This is a genomic window from Paracholeplasma manati (assembly GCF_025742995.1).
GTDB lineage: Bacteria > Bacillota_I > Bacilli_A > Acholeplasmatales > UBA5453 > Paracholeplasma > Paracholeplasma manati.
In genome coordinates this window covers 347520-371941 of record NZ_JAOVQM010000001.1, presented here as the reverse complement: position 1 = coordinate 371941, position 24422 = coordinate 347520, and the positions used below count along the sequence as shown (strand labels likewise).

24 protein-coding genes are annotated in these 24422 nt (G+C 33.8%); 6 read left to right on the top strand and 18 right to left on the bottom strand.

Annotation, left to right across the window (positions count from 1 at the left end):
• Nucleotides 1–109: 109 nt before the first annotated feature.
• The 6 genes from N7548_RS01575 to N7548_RS01550 form a co-directional block, all read right to left on the bottom strand.
• Entirely contained in the window at nucleotides 110–1162 is a 1053-nt protein-coding gene (locus N7548_RS01575) for a GGDEF domain-containing protein (RefSeq protein WP_263607641.1), read from the bottom strand.
• Between the two features lie 167 nt (nucleotides 1163–1329).
• Nucleotides 1330–2535 carry an acetyl-CoA C-acetyltransferase gene (locus N7548_RS01570; RefSeq protein ID WP_263607640.1) on the bottom strand — a complete coding sequence of 402 codons (1206 nt, stop codon included), beginning with the start codon at nucleotides 2533–2535 and terminating at the stop codon, nucleotides 1330–1332.
• Between the two features lie 10 nt (nucleotides 2536–2545).
• Nucleotides 2546–3940 carry a short-chain fatty acid transporter gene (locus N7548_RS01565; protein ID WP_263607639.1) on the bottom strand — a complete coding sequence of 465 codons (1395 nt, stop codon included), beginning with the start codon at nucleotides 3938–3940 and terminating at the stop codon, nucleotides 2546–2548.
• 9 nt (nucleotides 3941–3949) lie between these two features.
• Nucleotides 3950–4603 carry a 3-oxoacid CoA-transferase subunit B gene (locus N7548_RS01560; protein WP_303645778.1) on the bottom strand — a complete coding sequence of 218 codons (654 nt, stop codon included), beginning with the start codon at nucleotides 4601–4603 and terminating at the stop codon, nucleotides 3950–3952.
• A complete protein-coding gene (locus tag N7548_RS01555; RefSeq protein WP_263607638.1) occupies nucleotides 4600–5259 on the bottom strand; it encodes a CoA transferase subunit A in 660 nt (219 codons plus the stop codon). The genes N7548_RS01560 and N7548_RS01555 overlap by 4 nt, the downstream gene beginning before the upstream one ends.
• Before the next feature lie 125 nt (nucleotides 5260–5384).
• Entirely contained in the window at nucleotides 5385–5945 is a 561-nt protein-coding gene (locus N7548_RS01550) for a TetR/AcrR family transcriptional regulator (RefSeq protein ID WP_263607637.1), read from the bottom strand.
• A gap of 394 nt (nucleotides 5946–6339) precedes the next feature.
• Between N7548_RS01550 and N7548_RS01545 the strand changes: the two genes are divergently transcribed.
• Genes N7548_RS01545 through N7548_RS01530 form a run of 4 tightly spaced genes read left to right on the top strand, consistent with a single transcriptional unit; the run spans nucleotide 6340 to nucleotide 8637 of the window.
• A complete protein-coding gene (locus N7548_RS01545) occupies nucleotides 6340–6936 on the top strand; it encodes an Ntn hydrolase family protein (RefSeq protein ID WP_263607636.1) in 597 nt (198 codons plus the stop codon).
• On the top strand, nucleotides 6927–7490 hold the full coding sequence (locus N7548_RS01540; protein WP_263607635.1) for a hypothetical protein: 564 nt from the start codon (nucleotides 6927–6929) through the stop codon (nucleotides 7488–7490). The genes N7548_RS01545 and N7548_RS01540 overlap by 10 nt, the downstream gene beginning before the upstream one ends.
• Nucleotides 7487–8062: a hypothetical protein gene (locus N7548_RS01535; protein ID WP_263607634.1), complete on the top strand. Its 576-nt coding sequence runs from the start codon at nucleotides 7487–7489 to the stop codon at nucleotides 8060–8062. The genes N7548_RS01540 and N7548_RS01535 overlap by 4 nt, the downstream gene beginning before the upstream one ends.
• Nucleotides 8059–8637 (top strand): hypothetical protein, encoded by a 579-nt coding sequence (locus N7548_RS01530; RefSeq protein WP_263607633.1) that lies wholly within the window; start codon nucleotides 8059–8061, stop codon nucleotides 8635–8637. Before N7548_RS01535 ends, N7548_RS01530 begins: the two co-directional genes overlap by 4 nt.
• Before the next feature lie 123 nt (nucleotides 8638–8760).
• Here the strand turns inward: N7548_RS01530 and N7548_RS01525 are convergent, their stop codons facing one another.
• From N7548_RS01525 to N7548_RS01500, 6 genes are read right to left on the bottom strand one after another with little or no spacing between them, the layout of a single operon-like run.
• Nucleotides 8761–9534 (bottom strand): hypothetical protein, encoded by a 774-nt coding sequence (locus N7548_RS01525; protein WP_263607632.1) that lies wholly within the window; start codon nucleotides 9532–9534, stop codon nucleotides 8761–8763.
• Nucleotides 9535–9555: 21 nt separating this feature from the next.
• A complete protein-coding gene (locus N7548_RS01520; RefSeq protein WP_263607631.1) occupies nucleotides 9556–10419 on the bottom strand; it encodes a hypothetical protein in 864 nt (287 codons plus the stop codon).
• A 22-nt stretch (nucleotides 10420–10441) separates the two neighbouring features.
• Entirely contained in the window at nucleotides 10442–12061 is a 1620-nt protein-coding gene (locus N7548_RS01515; protein WP_263607630.1) for a hypothetical protein, read from the bottom strand.
• Between the two features lie 9 nt (nucleotides 12062–12070).
• Entirely contained in the window at nucleotides 12071–13153 is a 1083-nt protein-coding gene (locus N7548_RS01510) for a PP2C family serine/threonine-protein phosphatase (protein ID WP_263607629.1), read from the bottom strand.
• A gap of 2 nt (nucleotides 13154–13155) precedes the next feature.
• Nucleotides 13156–13896 (bottom strand): vWA domain-containing protein, encoded by a 741-nt coding sequence (locus N7548_RS01505; protein ID WP_263607628.1) that lies wholly within the window; start codon nucleotides 13894–13896, stop codon nucleotides 13156–13158.
• A 12-nt stretch (nucleotides 13897–13908) separates the two neighbouring features.
• Nucleotides 13909–15201: a protein kinase domain-containing protein gene (locus tag N7548_RS01500; protein ID WP_263607627.1), complete on the bottom strand. Its 1293-nt coding sequence runs from the start codon at nucleotides 15199–15201 to the stop codon at nucleotides 13909–13911.
• A 399-nt stretch (nucleotides 15202–15600) separates the two neighbouring features.
• On the opposite strand from N7548_RS01500, the gene N7548_RS01495 reads away from it, so the two are divergent.
• Nucleotides 15601–16692, top strand: a complete 1092-nt coding sequence (locus N7548_RS01495; RefSeq protein ID WP_263607626.1) for a hypothetical protein — start codon at nucleotides 15601–15603, stop codon at nucleotides 16690–16692.
• The gene (locus N7548_RS01490) at nucleotides 16686–17615 is read left to right on the top strand and encodes a hypothetical protein (RefSeq protein ID WP_263607625.1); all 930 of its coding nucleotides are present in this window, start codon (nucleotides 16686–16688) and stop codon (nucleotides 17613–17615) included. Before N7548_RS01495 ends, N7548_RS01490 begins: the two co-directional genes overlap by 7 nt.
• A 53-nt stretch (nucleotides 17616–17668) precedes the next feature.
• On the opposite strand, the gene N7548_RS01485 is transcribed toward N7548_RS01490, so the two are convergent.
• The 6 genes from N7548_RS01485 to N7548_RS01465 all read right to left on the bottom strand — a co-directional run bounded on the left by N7548_RS01485 (nucleotide 17669) and on the right by N7548_RS01465 (nucleotide 24421).
• On the bottom strand, nucleotides 17669–18583 hold the full coding sequence (locus N7548_RS01485; protein ID WP_263607624.1) for a hypothetical protein: 915 nt from the start codon (nucleotides 18581–18583) through the stop codon (nucleotides 17669–17671).
• Nucleotides 18584–18643: 60 nt separating this feature from the next.
• Nucleotides 18644–19705: a branched-chain amino acid aminotransferase gene (locus tag N7548_RS01480; protein WP_263607623.1), complete on the bottom strand. Its 1062-nt coding sequence runs from the start codon at nucleotides 19703–19705 to the stop codon at nucleotides 18644–18646.
• Nucleotides 19706–19767: 62 nt separating this feature from the next.
• The gene (locus tag N7548_RS01475) at nucleotides 19768–20664 is read right to left on the bottom strand and encodes an ATP-grasp fold amidoligase family protein (protein ID WP_263607622.1); all 897 of its coding nucleotides are present in this window, start codon (nucleotides 20662–20664) and stop codon (nucleotides 19768–19770) included.
• Entirely contained in the window at nucleotides 20654–22117 is a 1464-nt protein-coding gene (locus tag N7548_RS01470; RefSeq protein WP_263607621.1) for a lipopolysaccharide biosynthesis protein, read from the bottom strand. The genes N7548_RS01475 and N7548_RS01470 overlap by 11 nt, the downstream gene beginning before the upstream one ends.
• Nucleotides 22104–23078: an acyltransferase family protein gene (locus N7548_RS08940; RefSeq protein WP_373425164.1), complete on the bottom strand. Its 975-nt coding sequence runs from the start codon at nucleotides 23076–23078 to the stop codon at nucleotides 22104–22106. Before N7548_RS08940 ends, N7548_RS01470 begins: the two co-directional genes overlap by 14 nt.
• An 8-nt stretch (nucleotides 23079–23086) precedes the next feature.
• Nucleotides 23087–24421: an O-antigen polymerase gene (locus N7548_RS01465; RefSeq protein WP_263607620.1), complete on the bottom strand. Its 1335-nt coding sequence runs from the start codon at nucleotides 24419–24421 to the stop codon at nucleotides 23087–23089.
• Nucleotide 24422 lies beyond the last annotated feature (1 nt).

Genomic DNA, 24422 nt, shown 5'->3' with positions numbered 1-24422 from the left:
ATAATGAATAAAAAAACACCTGGTCTGATATGCTTCCTTCTCTGTAAACTTCTACAACTTTAATTATTTGTAGTGTCTACTTTTAGGGAATCATATCAGCTTAGGTGTATCATCTATTCAATCCTTTATATTCTTTTTTGTCTTGATACATCGCATGATCTGCTTTTTGAATGGTTTGGTCAATGGTTTGAGTTGGATTATAGTTGGATAAACCCATAGCGATTGAAATAGATAGATTTGGGTATTCCGTATATCGAATTTGTTCAATCGATTGTTTGACTTCATGGATGTAGGTTTGAATGGTTTCTTGGTTTTGATTTAAGCATACAACGATGAATTCTTCACCACCCCATCTTAAAGCATAAGCTTCTTTTGGTAAGTGTTTTTGTATTCTGTTAGTGACATCGAACAATACTTGATCACCCACGCTATGACCATAGGTATCGTTGATCTTTTTGAAGTCGTTTAGATCCGCTAGAATGATGTAAACCTCACCAACGGCTCTTTGAATAGGTTCAATCAGTGTGTCAATAAATTTTCGATTGTATAACCTGGTGAGTTTATCGTGACTCGCTTCATAAGATAACTGGTCCCGCATGAGTTTTTCACGTTCTTTTGAACATTCTAATCTAAAGGAAAACATTAGGCTGAATACGAACAATAATACCATGATCATAAAGATATTGATGTATAACACCGCTTCTTGAAATAGTGGACTACCCCCAGATACGGGTTGATACTCATTAATCAATAGATGATAAAGGACATAGGTGATGAGTGCGATGAGTGATCCAGCCATCGTACTCATAACCATCTTCTTGAATGAGACAATATCATAAAGAATGACGAATCCAAATGGAATGATGACGATGAGGTAATAGACAAAGCCGTACCCTTTTTCTAAGAATCGAGTCGTAAAAAGAATAGACCCTGATGCATATAAGGTAAATGCTGCATATAAAATGTAGGCTCGTTTTTGTTTAATGACATAAAAACTCATCAATAAAGATACTAATCCAAATACATTCACCCATAGGATGGGTTGAATGTTGAGGATGATCATGACAATGATTGAAAAGACGACTTGAATCGCCGATATTGAAATCATAAACCGTTGTCTTAGACCATCATTTTTGCACATATCTCTAAATAATCGATTCATTTAAATACCTCGTTATATATTCTTCTTGAGTCCGTTATATCATAATATAAAAATGCTTGTTTATCCCTGTACTTTTGGTCTATGTAATAAAAGAAAAAAGGATGGAAGTGAGTTAAGGGATTCCATCCTTTTCTGCTTAAATCTGGGGGTAAAAATTCAAATATAGATTATACGTTTTTTAAGATAATAGCTGTACCCATCCCGCCGCCGATGCATAGAGATGCTAAACCTTGTTGGCTTTGTCTTTTCTTCATTTCATGAATCAAAGTAACCACGATTCTCGCACCACTCGCACCAACAGGGTGTCCTAAAGCGATGGCACCACCATTGACGTTTGTTCTTTCTAAAAACCATTGTTTATCGACATGTAAATCTTCGGATAATTCTTTAATGACGCCTAGACTTTGTGCAGCGAAGGCTTCATTGAGTTCCAATAAATCCAATGATTTAATATCGGTATTTGTTCTTTTTAAAACATTTTTAATCGCGTGTACTGGACCTAAGCCCATGACTTTGGGATCAATCGCTGCTTGGTCAACACCCACAACTTCAACGAGTGGGGTGAGGTTGTATTGTTTTACCGCCGCTTCGGATGCAAGCATGACATACGCTGCACCATCATTGATACCAGAGGCGTTTCCGGCAGTGACACTGCCATCTTTTTTAAATGCTGGTTTTAAGGACGCTAACTTTTCAAGAGAAGTCTTACGATTTGGATATTCATCTTTATCAAATAAAACAGTCTCTTTACCCATTTTGACTTCAAGTGGAACGACTTCATCGTTAAAACGGCCGGAATCCACTGCTTGAATGGCTTTTTGTTGAGAAGCGAACGCGAAAGCGTCTTGTTCTTCTCTGGATAGTTGATGTTTATCCACAATGTTCTCAGCGGTAATGCCCATATGAATGCCATCATAGGCATCGATGAGTGCGTCATAAATCATGTGGTCAACCACTTCAAAGTTGGACATCTTCGCGCCTATTCTGGTTTTATAAGGAATCAGATACGGCGCTTGGCTCATCGATTCTGTACCACCAGCAATCACGAGATTCGCCCAGCCTGCAGAAATCTTTAGATAACCATCCATGATGGCTTTCATCCCAGAACCACAGACCATGGATACGCCATAGCCTACGACAGAATCAGGAAAACCAGCCCTAATAACAACTTGTCTACCCACACCTTGTCCTTGACCCGCAGGTAAAATGTTACCAGAAATAACTTCATCGATGTGTACAGGGTTTACCTGTACATCTTCGACGATTTGTTTGACAACAGCCGCGCCTAAGTATGCTGGTGATACATTGGATAGAGATCCTAAAAATGTACCAATAGCGGTTCTTTTAGCCGCGACAATATATACTTTCGACATAGACGTTACCCTATAATAAGAGTAAGCCTAAACCGATGATTAAACCTGTATATAACAAGACGATTAAGCAATAACCCATGATGTTTTTCGCACCAAGTTTAGCAATACCTAAGACTGGTAATGCCCAGAACGGTTGAATCATGTTGGTCCAAGCGTCACCCCACGCGATAGACATCGCTGTTTTAGCTGCGTCTACGCCTAAAGCTGCGCCGGCTGGCATCATGATTGGACCTTGAACTGCCCATTGACCGCCACCAGAAGGTACGAATACGTTAACGATACCTGCGGATAGGAATGAGAATAATGGGAATGTGGTTTCATTAGACACATTGACGAAGAAATCAGAGATAGCGCCAGCAAGTGAAACACCTGTAGGCCCTTGAGTGGTCATTAGCCCCATAATACCTGCATAGAATGGGAATTGTAAGATGATACCACCGGTCGATTTAGCTGCACTGTTGACGGCTCTAACGACGGCGATTGGTGTACCATGTAACGCGATTGCTGCAAATAAGAAAATAAAGATTACGATATTTAAGTTTAGATTGAAACCATAGTCCATAAAGAACTTAATGATGACTGCGAAACCCATCGCTGCTAACAAGTAGTTAACGACATAGCTGTTTTCTAGTTTTTCAGCTGGTGTCATTTCACTTCTAGGTTTTTTAGCAGGTTCTGGTTCATCTTCTAACAATCTTGGATCAACAGTCTTAATCTTATCGCCTTTTGGATGCATCGCTGCAAGCAAGAACGGTAATGTAACGACGATGACGCCAACGATGACTAAGTTGAACATTGAGAAAATGGTTTGTGAGGTTGCGATAGGGTCAACAACAGCACCACCGGTAGCTGTGCCAAGGGCTGCACCAGCGGTTGCAAGTGCTAGTGGGATTGACCCGGACATACCGGCATGCCAAATAACGAAACCGGCATATGCGGTAGCAACCAATAGAGGGTAGTCAATGTTTTTAACTCTCTTAGCCACTTCTTTAGCGAAAATCGCACCAATGACTAAACCGAATCCCCAGTTAATGAAGGATGCGAGTAATGAAACAACGGATACCATAATAATGGCTGTAAATCTGTTTTTAGGAATGCTTGCTAACCAGCCTAAGCCTTTTTTAAATAATGGCGCTGTAGCAAGTATGGTTCCTGTAACTAAGATTAAAGCCATTTGCATAGCGAATGCTAATAAGCTCCAGAATCCACCATACCATGCTTGAACCAAGCCTAGAGGTTGAGTCTTAGTAACGAAGAAACTGATGATAACAACAACGAATGTTAATGCGATAGCGAAAATGAATGGATCTGGTAAAAACTTTTCAACGAGTTTAACGGAACCCGAAGTCGTTTTTTCAAAAGCTAGTTTGAAGCCATTTACTACTTTCATGAATAACTTTTTCATTTTTTTCTCCTATATCTCCATAATTTTTAAATCTTCACTGATGATCAAAGTCGGCTCAGTGATTTTTTGAATGTCTTCTACGGTAACACCTTCGGCTATTTCTTTTAATAAAAGGCCTTGTGGGGTGACTTCCATTACACCGTATTCAGTGACAATCAGGTTTACTTCTTTAAATGCCGTGAGTGGGAGTGTGCATTTCTTCAATATTTTGAGTGCATCCCCGGATGTGTGTTGCATCGCAACAATGACTTTTTTAGCCCCTACCAGTAGATCCATCGCGCCGCCCATGCCTGGCACCATTTTGCCAGGAATGATCCAGTTTGCGATGCTGCCTTCTTCATCTACTTGAAGTGAGCCTAAGACTGTGGCGTCCACATGTCCACCTCGAATGATCCCAAACGATGTTGCACTGTCAAAGAAGACCCCCCCATTGGTCATCGTGACAGGTGAACCACCTGCATTGGTCAAATCAAAGTCTTCTTGGCCTTGTACAGGCGCAGGACCTAAGCCTAACATTCCATTTTCAGATTGGAATGTAATGTCTTTATCTTTGGGTACGTAATTCGCTACCATGGTCGGTAATCCAATACCTAGATTGACGACGTCGCCATCGTTAAGTTCTTTAGCGACACGACGTGCGATGAGTTCTTTTGGATTCATCATTTGTCATTACCTCCCATAATATAATCCACAAAAATGTGTGGGGTATGAATCGAATCTGGATTCAATGCGCCTATTTCAACGACTGTTCTGGCTTCGACACCGACCAAAGTGGCGGCGGTAGCCATGATTGGGTTGAAATTACGAATCGTTTTGTTGTAAATGGTGTTCCCTTTTTGATCCACTTGATGTCCTAATAAAATAGCGACATCAGCCTTGAGTGGTCTTTCTAATAAATAATCTTGACCTTCGTACTGAATGATTTGTTTCCCTTCAGCAACAATGGTACCTCTACCGGTTGGGGTTAAGAAACCACCTAAGCCTGCACCTGCAGCACGAATGCGTTCTGCCAGGGTGCCTTGAGGAACGAGTTCGACCTCCATTTCACCGGCTTGCATCTTCTTACCTGCGGTTGGATTCAACCCGATGTGTGATGCAATCAATTTTTTGACTTTACCTGCATCGATGAGTTTACCTACACCAACCCCCGGTAAGCCTGCATCATTACAAATGATGGTGAGGTCTTTTAAATCGGATTTGAGGATTTCTTCAATGATTCCAACAGGTGTTCCGATGTTCATGAACCCACCAACCATGATGCTTGCGCCATCGTGGATTTTCGCAACAAAATCCTTTGTTGAGATTAATTTTTGCTTCATTACATACCTTCCTTTCTTCATAATACATGTAAGCACTTACTTACATTATACGTACGCCATTTTAAAAATACAAGCGTTTTCATGAAAAAAATGTGATAAAAAAATAAGTCACTTTCGCAACTTATTTATTTCGTGTAAAGCTTAATCAAATTTTCTATGAAGATATTCATTAAATCATGATAATCTGTATCGTGATAGATTTCAGGTGCGTATACTTTGAGCGTAAATATGCCCATAACCATTGAAACAATCGATGTAGAGATCAAATTGGGATCACCAACAAATGTGCCTTCTTCTTTCTTTTGTTGAAAGTATTTCTTCATAAAAGCCGTGTAATCGATGGTATTTGTGAAGCGTTTTGACGTGTCATCCGTTTCTCTAACCTGAATTAAATACATCTTAATATTGTTCTTTAAAAATAGATAATACGTATGTGTAAAAATTTCAATGTCCTTCTTCACATCGTTGGTAATGAGATGTGCAATCTTATCTACAATATATCCTTCAAAGGCATGGTGATGAATCACGGCTTGTAAAAGGTTACTCTTACTTTTAAATTGTCTAAAGATGGTCAATTCATTGACCCCAGCAGCATCCGCTATTTTCTTCGTGGACGTATTTGCATACCCATTTTCGGAAAATAGTTTGGTTGCTGCTAATAATATTTGCTTTTCTGTTTCTTTCATGATGGACCTCAGTTTAAATGACATAATAATTATAACATATAGATGTCTTTAATTTAGTATAGAAACCCCCTGTTTTTACGATTTAATTCAATCAATATCGACTCTAATTGTGTTGTTATTCATTTATTTAATGCTCTTAATGATATTAGTCATCCTAATGACGATGAAACTGTATCGTATAAAAAAATTGAAATCCTTAACTGCTTCACAAGTTCGTCATTTTAAGATATTTCTTTTAATTACTTGTTTGTACTAATACCTCAAGAAGTAATGTATAATTATTATATCATACTCAGTTGAGCTACTAATGTGGCAGAATTACCAACTGACTTTGATGTTTATGTGCAATTTGATTTTTATGCACAAATTTGATTAGTTATTTCGGGGGTAAAGAATGAGTTTAGTTATTGCAATTAAACATGGTGAAATAGTGTATTTCGGAGCTGATACACAAACAACTATTGGCGATGGAAAAATCTTTAGTAGCTTTGAAGAAGAATATAAAATCATTTCTTTAGGACACGGTATTGTAGTTGGGCTTAGTGGTTATGTGAGTTCAATTCAGCAAATAACTTTTCATCCTGAGTGGTTTGACGGTTTAGAAAACCAACCGTTGAGCAAGAAATATTTAGTCACAGAAGTGTTGCCAAAACTTTTTAAAGAGTTGAAATCCTATGATCAATTAACGACTACTTCTAATGGTGCTAAAACTCTATCGATGTCAATAATTATTGCAAAACGAGATAAGTTGTTTAGGATATATGATTCAGGTGCAGTCGTTGAGATACCTGAATTTGTGGCCATTGGCAGTGGTCAATCTTATGCACTCGCATTTTACAGAATCCATAAACCCATTAAAGATGTGAATCAATTTATTGTAAATGCAATCGCCTTTACAGATGAATATGTTAACTCCGTCGGTGGGCAAGTCACACTCATGGATACAGATACTTTAAAAATAGAGAAAAGGAATTCTCAACTATGTTTATAATGTTACGTGAAAAAGGAACAACCTACTTTGCAACATCCGTAAGTTCTATATCGTTGTATTGTTACGATATAGATGCCTTTTTGATTGAAGAAAACATTCCTTTTTGGAAGGTCAAAGGGTCAAAAAATACCATTATGGCCGTTTTTCCTAGTTTGAGAGACGCAGACATACTTAGATATGAACCCATTCATATAACACTCACCTATTCTAATTTAGTAGAAACTATTATCCCAAAATACAACTTTCTTTTAAAATCGATGGGGCGATTAAACGAAGAGGGTAACATGAACTGTGGCATATATATTGCTAAAAATGATGATGCCTATTTCGTCGATACAGATGAGACTATTAAAATACTCAGTTATGATAACCAGTTTGGAAGTTCTTTGTTAACTGCTACACTGCTAGCACATAAAGATAACGACCCAATTACACGATTGGTATTAAGTATAAAAGCAGACTGTGAGGATAATTTCAAAAATCCGTTTCCAATTGCGATTCTTGATACTAAAACAGAACGTATAAGATACATCCATTCAATGGAGGACCTATGAGTATAAATTTTGCTATTAAACATTGTGGGATTGTTTATTTGGTTGGTAACTTAAACCCTGAATTGAAACAAGCGCACTTGACACCAAAAGATTTCGGAGTCGTTTTTAAAAACGATAATTTTGTCGTGGGATCGTACGAACCCAATCCCGTAGACTACATATTAAGTGATAACCCACAGTGGTTCAAATTACCTCAAAATGATTTATCCAACAAAGGTATCATTGTGAATCAAATTGTAAACCCTTGGTTCAAACGCGCTTGTGATTTGGGTTTAATTAAAGAAGAAAATTCACAAAAAGCGTTTCGACATATTATTGTATATAAAAACAAGATTTATCAGCTTTTGCGATCTCTTTTCGTTGTTGAAGTAGATCATTACGCTGCATTTGGTCAAGAGGAACAAGTTTTGTTTAGTAATTTAATGACCTTCACTGATGACCTCAATATTCATGACTTTATTCATGATTTGATGAAAAAAGTATCCCACTCATATAGTAACTATTCAACTCGATATGTGGTTTACAACACATCAGATCATACCTATCATTTTAATGAGGTAAATCCATTATGATTACAGTAATTAAAAAAGATACTCAAATCCATTTATTTTATGACAGTGAAAATATCGGGTTAATCGGTTATCACGATGATGACATGCAAAATGTTGAAAATCATCCGTTTTGGCAAATTCCATCAATGAATAACACCTATGTAATAACCACTGATTCTGGTAGAAATTCTGAAGTTATAAAATACATTCAATTCGACCCACAATCATTTTCTTCTAAATGGATAAAAGATATATTTACACCACAGATTCGTCAGCATTTAACCAACTTCTCGGAATACACTCAAAAACCACCAAAACGATTATATGGGTCTTATTTATTCATTCATGAACAAGATATATATATCATGGATTCATTTTACGTCATCAACAAAATTGATTCATTTTTTACTATTGGAGAGTATAAGGATCTATTCACTGCTCAAATTAACCAAAAGTTTTCTTCCACCTCGAATCCACTAGATATGATGCTTGAGGTTTATAGAACCCTCACCAGATATATCCAAAGAAAACCTAATAAATTATTCTACCAAATTATTGACTATACTGGTTGTAAAAGACAGGTTATTGAACTGTAACAAAAAAACAATAATGCCCACCACGTTGAACGTTCTAATTGTGGTGCACTATTATTGTTTTTATTTGTTTATGTTATCCTTAATAAATCATTATAAACACTATCAACTAATAGACATCTTATATTAGTTATTGTTAGTCTTAGGAATCCAGTTAAAATCCGCTCTAAAAAGTGCGCCATAAAATCCAGTTCCATCAGGATACTGTATTTTTATTCCTTGTGCAGTTTGATAGGTTGTGATTAGACGAGATTCACCATCATAAACAACTTCATTTTCTTTAAGATAGGTTGATGAGAAACCAGATGCATATCCGATACTATTTGGTAGTTCTGTAAAATCGTGAACTTGTAAAACAAATGACTTCCCATCAAATGTTTGGTGGTAGGTGTAAATATTCGAAAATGGAAAAACATTGTAATTAGGTAATGTCTTAAATAGTGTGTTTTGTTCTTGATAATATTCTAATACTTCTAGATTAATAACAATATCAGTAATAAGTATCCCATAGAATAATGGTATGCTTCCGTTCGTAACATGGTTAGCTAAGTCAGATCCTTCTAATTTAAAACTACCACTCTTTTCATCTCCGCTCAAATCATAATACATATAATCGATTTCAAGTCCCCCGAATGTACTAAGAATACGATTAATTTCATCAGTCGATAATGTCGTATCTCTACTTGCTGATAATAATTTTTGTTCATTGTCAGCAGAACTAATTCTAGTGACAAAGGCCTTTGCACTTTCATAAGACAATTCATTTTCGGCTAGGGAGATTAATGTTTTCCCATTTACAGAAAAATAACCAAATTGATTTTTCGATGGTTTACTTTTCTCACAAGCAACCAATGATAAAACCATAATGACGCTTAATACCAATGTTAATACTTTTCTCATTTTTTCTCCTCCTATAGGAATTTAATATGCCCTTATCGTATTTATTATACTTTCAAATTCATTAATTTGTGACTTCTTCATGGGTTTTAACGTAGTAAAAGATATCGCGATGTAGTGATTATTTGTTTCAAAGAATGCAAACCTCTTTTGTTCTTCTGGTGTATTGGTATCACAATCTGCTTCAAATCCTTCGAATTCTCCTATTTTTGCTTTGAAAAGCATCCCCTTAGCGCTTAAAAAATCTAGAATAAAATAGGCGAAATGCTCCAAATTTGTTATTTTGAATTTTTCTTTATAGGGTGATTTTTCTCCGATAGCTATATATATTCTGTGACTTCCTCTATTCGCACCAAAACTACTTGAATAATGTTCTGTAATTTGATAGCTATTAGGCAAATCAAACCTCAACATGACTTGTGGTAATCTTACTAATTGTGATAATTCATTTGTGTTGTTAGTAGTTGATTTCACGTTTAATTCATTTGGTTTCGTTATTCTTTTATTAGAATTTGGTTTATTCATTTTATCTGTATTGGTTGATCCTATTTGCTGTTTCATATCCAACAGTGGTATGGATGTCTTATAGGATTTATTGTAAGCCATCAAACATTGGTTTATAACCCAACTAGCATCAGAGGCAGAGATACCATAACTATTAAATTCATACAATGCTTTAGATAATGGATCACTTGAAGACTTATCTAGCAAGAATTTAAATACATTGATATCGTTCATATAAATTGAAAACTTTCTGACCATTTTTAGCGATTCAGGTGAATCAGAACATAAATCGATCAGATGTGCTTGAACAATCTTATAATTCATTAATTGTTCACTAGACAAGTATTTGGATAAGATGAGAAAAAGCGCTTCATTGAATAGCATAATCTACCCCGCATGTTTTCTTTTAGATAATGTTTGGAAAAATAAATAATACAATACTGCCTACTATCAGCAAAATAGATGTGAGAAAATGGAATGTCGCCGTCCCATCATTCATTTCATCGTTATGAATCGCTGCATGGAATATGAAGTGTAGTCCCCCATATAGCCCGACAATCGCGACATGTCTAGGTTCGAATACTTCAAGTAGATATAAATAACCCACCGCATATGAGGTGAAAACAATCATTGAAATGGTTAAAATATTTTGACGAACAGGACCATCCTTACTAAAAAAACTTATCAGTGTATGGAATACTGAATAGACAACGAAATAGAGTATGTAAAGGAAAATAAGTTCTCCAAACAAGCCATTGATATGGTTATCAATTAAATAGAAGAAAGCCAATGAACTGATTATTGGTAATGTTAATGTGTAGATAATGTCTGTAAAGCCTTTCGAACTATAGTAATTTTTTCTTAAAAAGTACAAGTTAATAGCTAGTAATAATGTACCAAATACGAGTGAAAGTCCAAAAAGATCATGCCATTCTAACCATATATTGAAAATAAAATAAGTGAGTGGCATATAAATTAAAATGATAATTAGAAATGTACTAATATACGCACTATCAAATTCATCACTCATCCAATAAAACAATACTAATAATGCACCTGAAAGAAGGATAAGAATATATAGACCGCCAAGAATATAATAATATGAGTGTGGTAAAAAGAATAATACGACTGCATTAACTGCTATGAATAGTGGTAATATGAGTACAAGAATAAACATATCATCATCATCGATATGTTTGTATAATGAAAAACTCATGTCCACGATACCGATGATACCAACTATCAATGAAAGTATTGAAATAAGTTTACTATGCCCCGGGAAAAAATAGAGGCTAATGCCTAATAAAACTAACCAAAAGAGTAGTGAAATTGCCCAGTGACGTGTGAAGAATAAGTCTAGACGACTTGAAGAATAGTAATTTCTTGTCGAATACGAGCTAGAGGAATACGAGGAATTTGAATAACTTGATGTAGGTGTTGTTGGTGTGTTCGTAACAGGTGTGTGTGATGCTGGCGTTGATGTTGTTGACGACTGTGATACCGATTTACTAACTACTGGTTTCAGCGGTGCAGATTGTTGTGATGTGCTTGGTTTTGATACTGTTGGTTGTGTGAATGTTTTGGGTGTAGCGGAAGTCGATGTTTTGCTTGCTGTAGATGTCTTACCGATCGAACTCACACTATTGGTTGTTTTAGGCTGCGTTGACCCGTTTGTACTTGATTTTCGTAATGGTATTTTGTATTTACCTAAATCTAAACTGACCGTCACTTTAAATGCATATACACATTGCGCAATTACCCATTTGTAATTATCTGCATCTATACCGTGATTTTCAAAAGCAAAAACCGCCTTTGAAATTGCATCATCGGCGTTATCACTATTGACTAAATAAGAGAATACATTGATATCATTCATAAATAGTTTGAATTTTCTCACCGAGCGTTTTTCATCTTCAGTCGATGAGCACAAATCTAAAAGATAAGAATGAACCAACTCAAAATTGGTAATTTTTGAATCCTTTAAATAGTCAGTTTTAATTTTTCTTAATGCTTCGTGTAATATCATACAGCACCTTTATTCTTTGATAACTTGATCCGTGAATTTTACTAAGGCTTCTAAAGGTTGATGTGAGGTTACTAATGTTTGATATAAACGTAGTTGTCGTTCTGTTGGATTCAGCAGTTCTTGATTATGAATAAAAGCAGTAAATGTTAACAAAGCATCATTATCGATGGTCTTGTATAATTTCAGCTGATTATCGATATCAACTTGATCTAGATTGTCCAATTCTAATAAAGTTCTCATTTTTTCGCAATCATAAAAATCTAAGCTGGGTGATGTGGTTGGTACCACATAACTTATGGCAAGACTAGAGTCATCGCTGGATGAGAATGCCCCCGCTATTTGTGTGACTGCTTGGTTTAATATATTAGCCATACTGGCTTGGTCATATCTAAATCTTTCAATCAATAACGGTTTAAAAAGGTATGTGTTGAACTTGTATAAATTGCCAAATCCATTGATCACTCCATCACTGCATATTGCGAGCGCTGTCGTATTTGGATTGTCGACAATTTCAACTTGCATTCTTGTGTAAGCATCTTCTTGACACATAGAATCCGTTAAACTGCCCCCTTGTTCCTCTTGATCAACTAAAAGTTGTTTCACCTCAAGTGATGGATCCATTTTGGCAATTATCCCATCGCCAATTCTAAAGACCAATAAATATTGTTTACACCATAAAGATGCTAACAATGTGGTGCCATATGCGGTAAAGTAATTATCATTGATTCTTTGTTGTTGTTTTTCACTCAAATGGTGTAATTCCTCGCATTTAATGGGGTTTTGTTTGTAATCCATTTCTACTCGGTTGTTCCATTCTACTAGGATTTGCAACTTAAGATTTTCTAAATGCTTTTGAGCATCTAAATAATTTGGATGTACCTGATAAAAAGTTTTTAATAATTCAATAGTACCCTCGACTGCAAATTGACTACCTAGATGACTTCTAAAATATTGGCTACTGCCATGGCCATCCGCTACTGCCGTAATGGCGATATGTTCATCTTGGTAGGAGTCAACCGCGTCTTGACAAACACTTCCTTCAAGCGCGTGTTTTTTTCCAATTGATTTGTAGTGATGAACTTCAAAGCTCATTGTTAATTCCAACCGTCTACGTCATCAATGTCTGCTAAAGAATCATTGATTTGTTTCGTTGCTGCTTGGTTTTGAGCACCAGCTTGGTTATTTAAAGTGGTTGATGATTGACTCTTAACTTTAGATGCAGTGACTGCAATGAGCTTGATAACTTTTCTTAGCGATTCTGCTGAATGTACTTTTAATAGGGTTTCTGAATTACCTGTAAATGCAATAAGCACGTCTCTTGCTTCATCAGAATCGATATCAATAGCTAACGCATATCTTAAAGCAACTCTAAACCATCCACGTTTTTTTAAACTTTCTAGCGCAGTTGGCCAATCTGGAGATGTTGGTAATCCATCAGTCATTAAAATCATGATCGGTGCATAACCACCAAAATCGGGCATCATACCACCGTTGGATTCCTTGGTTAGTTGTTTCTCAAGTTCCTGATATGCATCAGTTAAATTGGTAACACCATCTGCATTGATGTCTTTCCATTTAAATTCTTCCACAGATTTGGCTTCAGGATAAATCCATGAGGCTTTATCTGAAAACTTTAATGCAGATATCTTAATTTCAACATCTGCTGTTTCTTCTTGAATTTCAGGCATGATATCCATCACATCACGGATGGCATTATTAACTGCCCCAATTCGCTCTCCGCTCATCGATCCAGATGAATCGATGATGAAAAATAAATTTAATACTTGTTTAGCAATACCTTCTACAAAATCGTAATTACTGCTGTTCCCGTTCATGTGTTACCCTCCCTATATACTTTGAAATTCTCCTGTAATGCCTTCGCCAAAATCTATTGTAAGTTGTTTGATATCGAGTCTGAAAACACCTTCTGGCGGTATTATTTTACTCATACCATTAATATCTGTAATTTTCCATTCTCGATCAGATTGATTTTTAAAGCCTTTGAGGTTTGGATTATTCTTGTTTTCAACTACTCGACCTACAACTTTTCCATATTCGCTGGATGTTTTGTCTATATGTGTTTGGTAGATTTCTTTGTTTGAATCTAAGTAAATTAAGTGGTTATTAATTGTTAATTTGCCCAATATTTCATGATTTAGTTTGCATTTTGGACAAGTTGATTTTGGATAAGTTTGAGCAGGATATTCAAAATTACATTTTGGACATTTGACGATTTCATCTCTATATTTTTGAAATGTCTTAACCCATTTGAGTTCGGTTGTTCTTCCGTTTTCTCTATCCAACAAACCTTCAGTAAACGTCTTAATGAATTCTTGTTTGACATAGTTTGGCAATTCTGGCCATAGTTTCAATACAGCATTATGATAGCCACGAATTGGCCTGTTACTGGTGTTGTTAGGATCAAAAACGAATATCGGTGAAGCGCCATATAGTTCATATTCTGCTGCTTCATCAATCATTGGATAATTTCTTAACAGTTCTCCTTGGAATGGATGTCCATAGGTCAAAGTCATGAATAAGATAACTGCCAAACTGAATCGGTCAGTATGTGTATCTGGCAAGTTCTTTTTTACCACAACTTCAGGAGCCATGTATTTCATCTTTCCCATGATACCAAGGTTCGTTCCATACTTCGCGACATTGTCATTATCACATATTAGTGCATCACCATTGTCGGGATTGAAAAAGAATGAGCCGTCATTTAAATCTTGATAGCTATACCCACGTTGATGTAGTTGTTTAAAAGCATTGGTTAGATTCAAACAGTAGGTTACTAATGCACTGTGTGATGAGAACTTCACTTTGGCATTTAAAAATGCGATAAAGTCTTTAAAAATCGATGGCCTTAAATCCATCAAATATCCAACACCTTGATTGCTCTTTTCTGTTAATCTAAGTGGCCATAAAAAATCATTACTCGGTTGACCTAAATGAATGTTGTTTCTAAGGTTGTTAATAAAGCTTTCACTTGGCAACATTTTGTACCATTTTAAAGCATAATCTCTACTACCCTGTGAAACCAAATACACTTCGCCTTGTCCACCTTCACCTAAAAACTTTTTGATGATCGCAAATTCGCCGTTCTCTAGTTTAACTTTTTGTGCAATATTGAATAACATGTCTTATCTCCAAACCCCTTCATTATAAATTTAACTGATTTAGAACCACACCTCATTGACTTACAAAACATCAACTGTTAGGTGTTTCGGTCAACAACATTAACTGAAATGTATGAGAACTAAACGTTATTAAAAACGAATTCATTATTTGAATTATAGCATAATTTATTTGATTTGTACTACGTGGTTTTTAATCAAATTATTACAAAATTAGATTTATTATGAAGCATTTTATTCAATTCTTTCTAAACTACTTCAAATCATCCATTTATAACATTCGTACTATTAAGCTACGATATGTGCAGATTGCGAATAAAACCACTCTCGTAACTATGAAGTGATTACTCAAATGTGTTATTATATTTATACTATGCCAGTAACTCTAAGGAGGATGAACAAATGATTATTAATAAAAAATGGATGTGGCGTTATCAAATATATTTTAATGACATCGTACTTAATGAGGTTATTGAATTCATCCATCACTATAATCCATTAGAAAAGAACATCATGACAGAAGTATTAAAGTATTATCAAGGTTTTTACACATTCCAGTTGTTAATAGATGCTTTGTCAGAACAGTCAGAATCTTCGCACTCATCAATTATCCAAAAAGCAATGGACCACATCGATGAAGTGATATCCGTTCCAATAGCGCTATATGATTATTACTTGAAATCAATTTCAGGTTGGAAAATGTACGAAAAAGAACTAACATTTATACTTGATTTCGCTGTCAATAAATCCAAGAATATCAATCACATGTATCGATTATATGACATTATATTTGGCCAGTATCTTTCACCTTTGTCTGATTATATTCACGTTGTCTCAAATACAACGCCACCAAATCATACCAAAGAAACCTTGGTCACTCACGATGTTAAAGAAACTTTCAGGCAGTTAATTCAAGAAATATCGACAAACCAAAAACTCATCGAAAAATTTGGTCCGATGAGTAATCGTAACTTTAACATCATCGTAAATGAGGACCATGGATTTGGAGAATGGTGGGATAAAGACTTATATGATGATTATAATGAAAATACATTAATCCTATATAAAAATGATGACGCCATGAACTATGATGACTTTTTATATACCATTCTTCACGAAGTATATCCAGGTCACGGTTACTTTTTTGATCGAATTAAGAAAAACGATCATAATGTCATTGATTCAGGCTCGATGTTCTTAATCGAAGGCTACGCAACCTTTGTTGAGATGGCAACCAGTATTAGCGACTATGCTAACTTTTTAAGGGTAAAATATGCCAACATCTCAAAGCAAATGTTGGATGGTACCTATGAGGAAACCGCCAAAGGAGAATCTTTGATTTATTATACTCAATACATCGGTTATATGGAGTCTTACTATTTAGGGGCATTTATGATTGAATATTTGCTAGACAAAAATAAGTATAAGAACATCGTTGATTTTCTTGATCATATTTCACAAGGTCACATAGGTGACTTTTATCGATTATGGTAAATACCTATATTGTTAATGCTTTCCATAGTGGTTCATATGGAACAACACCAGTTAAAGGCATTATTAAGAGAGACAATTTGACACTGGTTCCGGAATTGATTAAATATGATAGAGAAGATATTGGTGATATCATCGTACTATCAAATACCTTGGGTGTTATCATTACTATTCAACCTTATGGATCCTTTACCTCATCTGATAAAGCTTTAAGGGATTATTTGGGTGATCCTTCCAGTCCAAAGTATGAAAAAACATATAATGAACTCAAGACACAAGTTTTAAATCGATACGGAAAGTCTGATACCGATTGGAATATGATCATTTATGTTTCAAAGAAAGAAATTCAAGATGCTACTAATGATTTGAATCGACTCTATGTGACCGATAATATTGACATCAATCATTATAAAACATATGGTTTTATCGATTGTTGTTTCATATATGAATCCATCTATTACATTAAAGAGTTCCTCAACAATAACGTGAATAAAAATAATCTAACCAAAATTGATTCATACTTAATTGGTTTTTACCTTGGCACTATGAATAAAGTGGTGAAACCTTCTTCTTTCTTAGTGAACAAAGATGAACTTGCACTTTATAACCTGATTTATGAAAAATGGGATATTAGTATGAATTTAACACTCAATATAAACAGTACCGTCTCTATCATTGATATGTTAACTTTCACTTGGAAACATGACAAAGAAAAACGACAAAAAATAACATCGTATTTGGTTACAATGTTATCCTTAACACTCAGCTTTACGTCTTTATATGAGTTCTTTGAAGGGCAATTATTAAAACGTAATGTTACGATTTTTTACATTGTTTTAATGTCTATCGTGATTGTGATGTTTTCATTCCATTTTGTTCAATACATTCTACAATTTATTAGATTCAAGAGACATATTCATAAATAGAAACAACCCAGAACAAGTGCTGTTATGGGTTGTTTTCATCTTAAGTATCGAATTTAGTCTGTTACATAGTTTAATCGTTCTTTGTACATCGTTGGACAATAAATCTTGATTATTGACAAACCCCTAATGGTATTGATCTTAATAACATCCAATGTGTCTAGTTTAAAATGGGTTTTCCCAGAAGATGTTTTTCCTCTTGGTAATAATCCATTCTTAAAAGATTGTTTAATGATGTTTAAGGCTTGTTCCATCCTTGGGTCATATGGATATTGAATGGATGCTAGATATTCTAATGCACGATAGATATCGTATTGCCAATGGACTGGAAAATGAATATCCGTGATGTATTTAAATATCGGTGTTTGAGTGGTTTCTCTCAAATATAGTTTTTTTCTAAGAAGATAATCAATACCTGGTTTAATGAGTGGTTTAATCTCATTTAATTTATTGGTATAGCCATAAACTTCATAATCTCTGAAAGCTTCTAATACGGATAGGGTAGTATTGATGGAACTTTTGTGTGTGTCATGTCTTGTACATGCGCAGTTCCATCCACCATCCTCTTTTTGATGGGTTTGGATGAGATAATCCATCATGGAATCGATGATGGTGGTGTCTCTTCTGGCGTAAGTACATAGACTGACAAGCATCGCAACCACACAGATATCATCTTCCATGAATTGATCTTTATTCCACATGTAATGAATTAACGTATCTATACCTTTTTGATAGATAGGGTTCTTATAATCAATATTGAATTGCGTGAGGTCTCTTAATGTATAAAAGGTAGATATCCATTTAGGTGAATAGATACCATCACCAAATTTATTTGTTTTTGGATTAAAATGAGATAAGTATGAATCTATGATTTGACTGTTTTTGACTTTAGTGTTCTTTTTATCAAACACTTTGGATAATATGGATTGAATTGAGTTGTCGCTATCTTTCAAATAATCCATCAGTTTCATCGTTATCACCACCTAGAGTTATTATATACCTATAAAGAAAAAAGGGTAACACGTCGTCGGTTATTTGACGATTTGTACCCATTCTCTATGTGGTGCATCTGATTTTGTTTTAATATCATTAAATGTCTCGTACAATCTTTTCGCAACTGGTCCAATATCATCTGAGATATGATAATTGGTACCTTTGTATTCAATTAAACCTACAGGTGAGATGGTTGCAGCCGTACCCGTACCAAAGGCTTCTGATACTTCATTATTATTAATGTGTTCTAGTAACTCATCTACTGTCATATCTCTTTCAGATACTATATATCCCCATTCTTTTAATAAAGTAATCGAAGAATCTCTTGTAACACCTGCTAAAATGGTACCATCTAGTTTTGGTGTAATGACCTCATTATTAATAACAAACATAATATTCATCGCACCAACTTCAGCGATGATATTATGTTCTTTACCACCTAACCATAAGACTTGATCAAAGCCTTTTTCTTTCGCTTCTTTTTGAGCTAATAATGATATGGAGTAGTTAGCTGCACATTTAACATCACCTGTACCACCAAAGAATGATCTTGAATAGATGGGGTTAATACTAATCGAAATGGGTTTTAATCCATTTGGGTAGTAATGACCTACTGGAGATAATATGATGATGAATTTATAGGTGTTACTTGGATGCACACCTAATACTTCATCAGTAGCAAACATAAATGGTCTTATATATAATGATGTGCCTTCTTCAGACGGAATCCAATCTTTATCGAGTTTGACTAGTTCAGAAATGGCTTGAACAAAGTCATCTTCTTCAATATAAGGCATTGCCATACGAAGACATGATTTCTTAAACCTTTTAGCATTCTCGTAAGGTCTAAATAGAACAACTTCACCCTTATCATTGAGATAAGCTTTCATACCTTCAAAAACGCTTTGAGCATAATGAAAAACACTCGTAGAAGGGCTGATTGCTAAATAATCGAATGTGATAATTTGAGGGTTAGTCCATGCGACGGTTTTAATGTAATCCATAGTAAACATGTGATCCGTAAAATATTTCCCAAATCCAGTAACTACAGGTGTGGATAGTTTCTTATTCGTTGTAGTTTTTATGATTGTTATTTCCATTATTCGATTCCTTTTGTGTACTTGGTTTGTTATATCAATACTGATCTTGCACTTTAAATCTATTACAGTTTTTTAAATTTTTGTAAGGGTATTAAATCTCCGAATGTCTTTTCGTATTTTGGTGGTGAAAATTCTTCGATTCCATTACCATGTGTGAATGTCATTTCGCCAAAATAAATTTTATTATTAACAAAGTAAAAATCAACTCTTACAAATGGTAAATTCTTCGATAATTTTCGGCTCAAGTCGATCATTTCTTCAAGTTTTGCAGGTTTAATTATTGCTCTATCTTTTTCATTAGGATGTTCTATTGTAAATGGTTGAAGTATCCAATCTAAATTGTAAATATTTCTCTTATGTCCGGTAAATCTACTGAAATCTACTTGAATAAATCTAGGCTCGCCATCGAAACAAAAAAACTTATAGTCTTTAAGTTCGCCATCTTCATCCTCTAAATATTCTTCTATTAAGATTAGTGGATGAATGTTCTTATATTGCCATTCACGGCCATAGTAATAATAATTTGTTTTCCTCCATTCTTTTAACTTTGCAGAAATTTCTCTAAAGTCAATATTTGATTTGTCTTTAACAATTATATTGAAACCTGAACCGTGATTAAGCTTAATAACAAACTTGTTAGGCAAACTAGATAGTTGAATCTGTTTTTCGTGCGCATGAGTTCCGTATATATTGTTTAAATATTTTTCACCAATAGTTCTAGTTACATACTCTCTAACCTTGATTTTATCACTCAAATCAGTAATATTAGAATTTCTATTATTAAGTTTAAGCCATTGAATTTTATCATTGAATAGAATTGGATTATCTAAATCCAATTCTCTTTTAAGTTTTTTCTTAAATATTTTTCTAATATATTTTTCATCGTTTTTAATTACATATTTCCTGTATAAATATCTTAACCTGCGATATGCTCTCTTTATAATGACGCTAAATCTCATCGTTTCCACTTCCTTTGGCTATCATACTGAATATTTTTAAATCTTCTTTCGCAAAAATGAATATCATAATAAAATATGCTAATGCAGCTACTAAAATTATAGCAAATTGGTAAAAAAATCCAAAAACTAAGTTCTTTAATATTACCACTATAATACTCATTGATAGTGTAAAAATGGTTGGCTTTACAATATTGCGCAATGTATCAGAGATGCTGATGTTGCTTATTAGACCAGTAGCAACAACACTTCCTAAAATGTATTCAAGCCTTATTATTGAACGAAAAATAACTACTGTAGTAAAATCATGATGTGAAGCTAGTATTAAAGTGGGAATTACTACCATTATATGAGTAACTTGCACTATTAATGAGATGCCAGGTCTACCTTTTGCTCTCAGAACTTCACCATTTAGATGAGAAAATACAATTACCATTGATGAAGACAATGCCCAAGTACCTACAACTAAACTAGCCTCAATCCACTTATCTCCAAATAGAATCAGAGTTGCGAGATCTCTAAATAAAAATAACCCTATTCCTATTGGGAAAACAAAATAAGCCGTTATCTTTTGTATTGTTAGAAAAATATTCTTAAAGTTGATAGGATCATTTTGTGTTCGAGACAATGCTGAAAAAAGTACAGGTGCTATAGAGGAAGTAATTATAGCCATTAAATTGTTAACCATACTTAGTGAATTTTTATATAATCCTAGATAATACGCATTAAATGATGCTGTTATAATAATAATGTCTATCCATACAGTTAGCCAAATAGAGATTGATTCAGCTAATGAGAATATCGAGAACGACATCATTTTGATTAGAGATTGAAAGCTATATTTCACACTTGGTTTCCATTTTGCCGTTAAATAAGTTAGTACACAAACTGATATGGATGCGCTAATTGGTCCGAGTATCAATGCCCATATTCCCATCCCAATTATGGCAGTAAAAACCGTTATACTAACGTTAACGAATGTGGAAGCAAAATTTATCCTAAATAACTTTTTAAAATTCAATTCTCTTTTTAATATAGCGATATGTGTGCTAGAAAGTGTAGATAGAGGTATTTGAATTGCAGAAATTATCAGCATATAAAATGGCAGAGAACTATTTGTAGAATCAATAATTACTTTTGAAAATATTGCTATTGCAATATAAAGTATACCGCCTAAAAATAAACTAGTATAAAATGCAACATTAAATGTTATATCAACTTCAACAATATCATTGAATTCGTGTTGTACTATATACTTATGAAAACCTGCGTCTGCAATCATATCAGCAAAACTTATTACCATTGTAATTAATGCAACTGTGCCAAACACAGAAGGGTCTAATATTCTAGCGAGTATCATGTTGGATATTGGTAGCATCAATTTGGTGGTTATTTGTGAAAGAGTTGACCATTTTGTAGCAGTCATTATCTTGTGGTTAATATTATTTGATTTCATTTTTCACTCTTTTTCTATAATAGTTCAATACATATTTGATAAAATAGGTTGAAATAAATGAGCCAAATAATATAACCAGGTATTTTATCAACCAAAAATTGATAAATGAAAAGCTGACATAATCCTGTAACAAATTTAAACCTAAAACAAAATAAATATGCATAAGATATATGATGAACGAATTCATGCTAATCCATTTTACAATTCTAATTTCTTTATTCGGAATAAGTATATACAATAATAGTGAAATAAAAATGCCATATGTAACATAAATAAACCCCGGTGGATATTTATCGTTCATAGGTAAAAGAATTGAATTATTAATACTATAGATAACGACACTAAACACAACTACTGTCGATAATAACGTCATAATTTTTAATGTGGTACCTGACTCTCTAATCCGAATCCCGATCCAATAAATTAATACGTAAGGAATAGAGATTATGATATACTCGTTCAATATTAGAGAGTTCAATCCAACTAGACTTTTAGATAGAGAAAAAAATATAAAAAATATTGTCACTATGTATGACACGAATAAATAATCATTTCTGATTTTTTTATTGATACTAGTTATAGTTGTGCTTACAAGAGCTAAAATTAGATAAATTTTTACAATCCAAATGTATCCAATACCTTCTATAAAAAAATATGACTTTATAATGTCCTCAGTTGTAAACGGATTATTAATTGAAAAAATTAATGAGGCTATAAATGTAAATAAAAAAATTGAGGTAATAACTAGATAAGTCGGGATTACCAATTTTTTAATTCTATGCGATATATACTTAAAGTATTTTATTTGCTCGTTACTCTTAAACGATAATCCAGAAATAAATACTAAAGCAATCACATCAAAAGATCTTATATTTTGAATCAAGTCAGGAGGGAAAACATGTGCCAAAATGACCAAAATTGTTCCACCGGCACGTATTATATCTATCTTATTGTTTCGCATGATTTATATCACAGCCTTACCCTACTAAGAATTTTTACAACCAAATGACCTATTATGAAAAAAAAGATATTTAGAAGTATGTTGTTGAAATCTGAGTGACTTACAAATTTTAACATGTAGAACCCAATTAAAATATATAGCATATTGTAATAACTTGATTTTCTTGTATTATAAAAAGAAGATTCGATAAGCTTTATTAACATTCCAAAAAGAAATGGATAAACAATTGGACCTATATAGCCTAAGCTATAAAGACTCATCGAAACTATATCAGTTGGCACTTGTCCACTTACTCCAGTGATTAATCTTGTATTTATTTCGAATGTTGTAGTAAACATATTCGTCGTAAATCTCGACGGTACCCATGCAAGGATTCCACTCAACAAGTCTTCAAAAAATCTTGGTTGAACAATACCGTATTCTCTAACTCTAAGTGACGTCTGAAGACTTATCAATAAAAAGTTAAACTCATCACGTATTATTACTATTGGATTGATGGTTTGATCAAATCTCCATACTTGATATTTTGCATAATATAGCACTGGCTCTATAAGGGACACTCCAATTAAAGATATAATTCCAATCAGAAAATAATTTCTTAATATTTCATCATACCTTTTCACCTTATTAGATATATCAATTTTAAATTTAATTAATACAAAAACTGCTAAATATATAACTGCTAACATCCTTCCATCATTGGCTAAGATATAAAATATTGAGCCTGCAAAAGATAACAAAAATAGGATAATATAAAAAACTGGAGTTTTTGCTACTTTTTTTGAATATATCAAAATAAAATACAAATACGAAGAAAACATAAAAAGGCTGACAAAATATTTTAAAAAAGCAAAAGAATTATTCACAGGCGTATAACCGGCACGAATAAAGTCTGCGTATCGAATTATATCAAAAATAGAGTCATAAGCTAATGTCCAAAAGTATAACGATAAAATTGATACAACGAGTAACGCATGTGCAGAAAGTGCAATAATACGGTTGTCTATAATTTTAACCTTCGTTTTATTTCTAAACTTTATTTGATATCCTATCTGAAGTGCAATATATGATAAAACCGAAAATATATAAAATATGAAAAAATACTTCATTCCATTCGTATTATATGAGATAAATTGATTTATGTAGGTGCCATTAATAAAACCAATGTGAATTAACATAGGTACAATTCCGTAAACGAATCCAAACATTAAATTTACATAGGAAATTAAAGCAATATCTCTATTTTTGACTATTCGAAAAATTTCTCTAGTAACAACAATTATTGAATACATGGAATGCATAAATATAAGAAGTATAACTTGACTAATAATTGACAATTCCATC

Excerpts from the sequence above, each read along its gene's own strand:
- N7548_RS01490 (WP_263607625.1), top strand. The coding sequence starts at position 16,686 with ATGGTAAATACCTATATTGTTAATGCTTTCCATAGTGGTTCATATGGA.
- N7548_RS01565 (WP_263607639.1), bottom strand. The coding sequence starts at position 3,940 with ATGAAAAAGTTATTCATGAAAGTAGTAAATGGCTTCAAACTAGCTTTT.
- N7548_RS01555 (WP_263607638.1), bottom strand. The coding sequence starts at position 5,259 with ATGAAGCAAAAATTAATCTCAACAAAGGATTTTGTTGCGAAAATCCAC.
- N7548_RS01525 (WP_263607632.1), bottom strand. The coding sequence starts at position 9,534 with ATGAGAAAAGTATTAACATTGGTATTAAGCGTCATTATGGTTTTATCA.
- N7548_RS01495 (WP_263607626.1), top strand. The coding sequence starts at position 15,601 with ATGATTATTAATAAAAAATGGATGTGGCGTTATCAAATATATTTTAAT.
- N7548_RS01540 (WP_263607635.1), top strand. The coding sequence starts at position 6,927 with ATGTTTATAATGTTACGTGAAAAAGGAACAACCTACTTTGCAACATCC.
- N7548_RS01470 (WP_263607621.1), bottom strand. The coding sequence starts at position 22,117 with ATGAAATCAAATAATATTAACCACAAGATAATGACTGCTACAAAATGG.
- N7548_RS08940 (WP_373425164.1), bottom strand. The coding sequence starts at position 23,078 with ATGCGAAACAATAAGATAGATATAATACGTGCCGGTGGAACAATTTTG.
- N7548_RS01530 (WP_263607633.1), top strand. The coding sequence starts at position 8,059 with ATGATTACAGTAATTAAAAAAGATACTCAAATCCATTTATTTTATGAC.
- N7548_RS01570 (WP_263607640.1), bottom strand. The coding sequence starts at position 2,535 with ATGTCGAAAGTATATATTGTCGCGGCTAAAAGAACCGCTATTGGTACA.
- N7548_RS01545 (WP_263607636.1), top strand. The coding sequence starts at position 6,340 with ATGAGTTTAGTTATTGCAATTAAACATGGTGAAATAGTGTATTTCGGA.
- N7548_RS01475 (WP_263607622.1), bottom strand. The coding sequence starts at position 20,664 with ATGAGATTTAGCGTCATTATAAAGAGAGCATATCGCAGGTTAAGATAT.
- N7548_RS01515 (WP_263607630.1), bottom strand. The coding sequence starts at position 12,061 with ATGATATTACACGAAGCATTAAGAAAAATTAAAACTGACTATTTAAAG.
- N7548_RS01550 (WP_263607637.1), bottom strand. The coding sequence starts at position 5,945 with ATGAAAGAAACAGAAAAGCAAATATTATTAGCAGCAACCAAACTATTT.
- N7548_RS01535 (WP_263607634.1), top strand. The coding sequence starts at position 7,487 with ATGAGTATAAATTTTGCTATTAAACATTGTGGGATTGTTTATTTGGTT.
- N7548_RS01510 (WP_263607629.1), bottom strand. The coding sequence starts at position 13,153 with ATGAGCTTTGAAGTTCATCACTACAAATCAATTGGAAAAAAACACGCG.
- N7548_RS01500 (WP_263607627.1), bottom strand. The coding sequence starts at position 15,201 with ATGTTATTCAATATTGCACAAAAAGTTAAACTAGAGAACGGCGAATTT.
- N7548_RS01465 (WP_263607620.1), bottom strand. The coding sequence starts at position 24,421 with ATGGAATTGTCAATTATTAGTCAAGTTATACTTCTTATATTTATGCAT.
- N7548_RS01480 (WP_263607623.1), bottom strand. The coding sequence starts at position 19,705 with ATGGAAATAACAATCATAAAAACTACAACGAATAAGAAACTATCCACA.
- N7548_RS01560 (WP_303645778.1), bottom strand. The coding sequence starts at position 4,603 with ATGATGAATCCAAAAGAACTCATCGCACGTCGTGTCGCTAAAGAACTT.
- N7548_RS01520 (WP_263607631.1), bottom strand. The coding sequence starts at position 10,419 with ATGCTATTCAATGAAGCGCTTTTTCTCATCTTATCCAAATACTTGTCT.
- N7548_RS01505 (WP_263607628.1), bottom strand. The coding sequence starts at position 13,896 with ATGAACGGGAACAGCAGTAATTACGATTTTGTAGAAGGTATTGCTAAA.
- N7548_RS01575 (WP_263607641.1), bottom strand. The coding sequence starts at position 1,162 with ATGAATCGATTATTTAGAGATATGTGCAAAAATGATGGTCTAAGACAA.
- N7548_RS01485 (WP_263607624.1), bottom strand. The coding sequence starts at position 18,583 with ATGAAACTGATGGATTATTTGAAAGATAGCGACAACTCAATTCAATCC.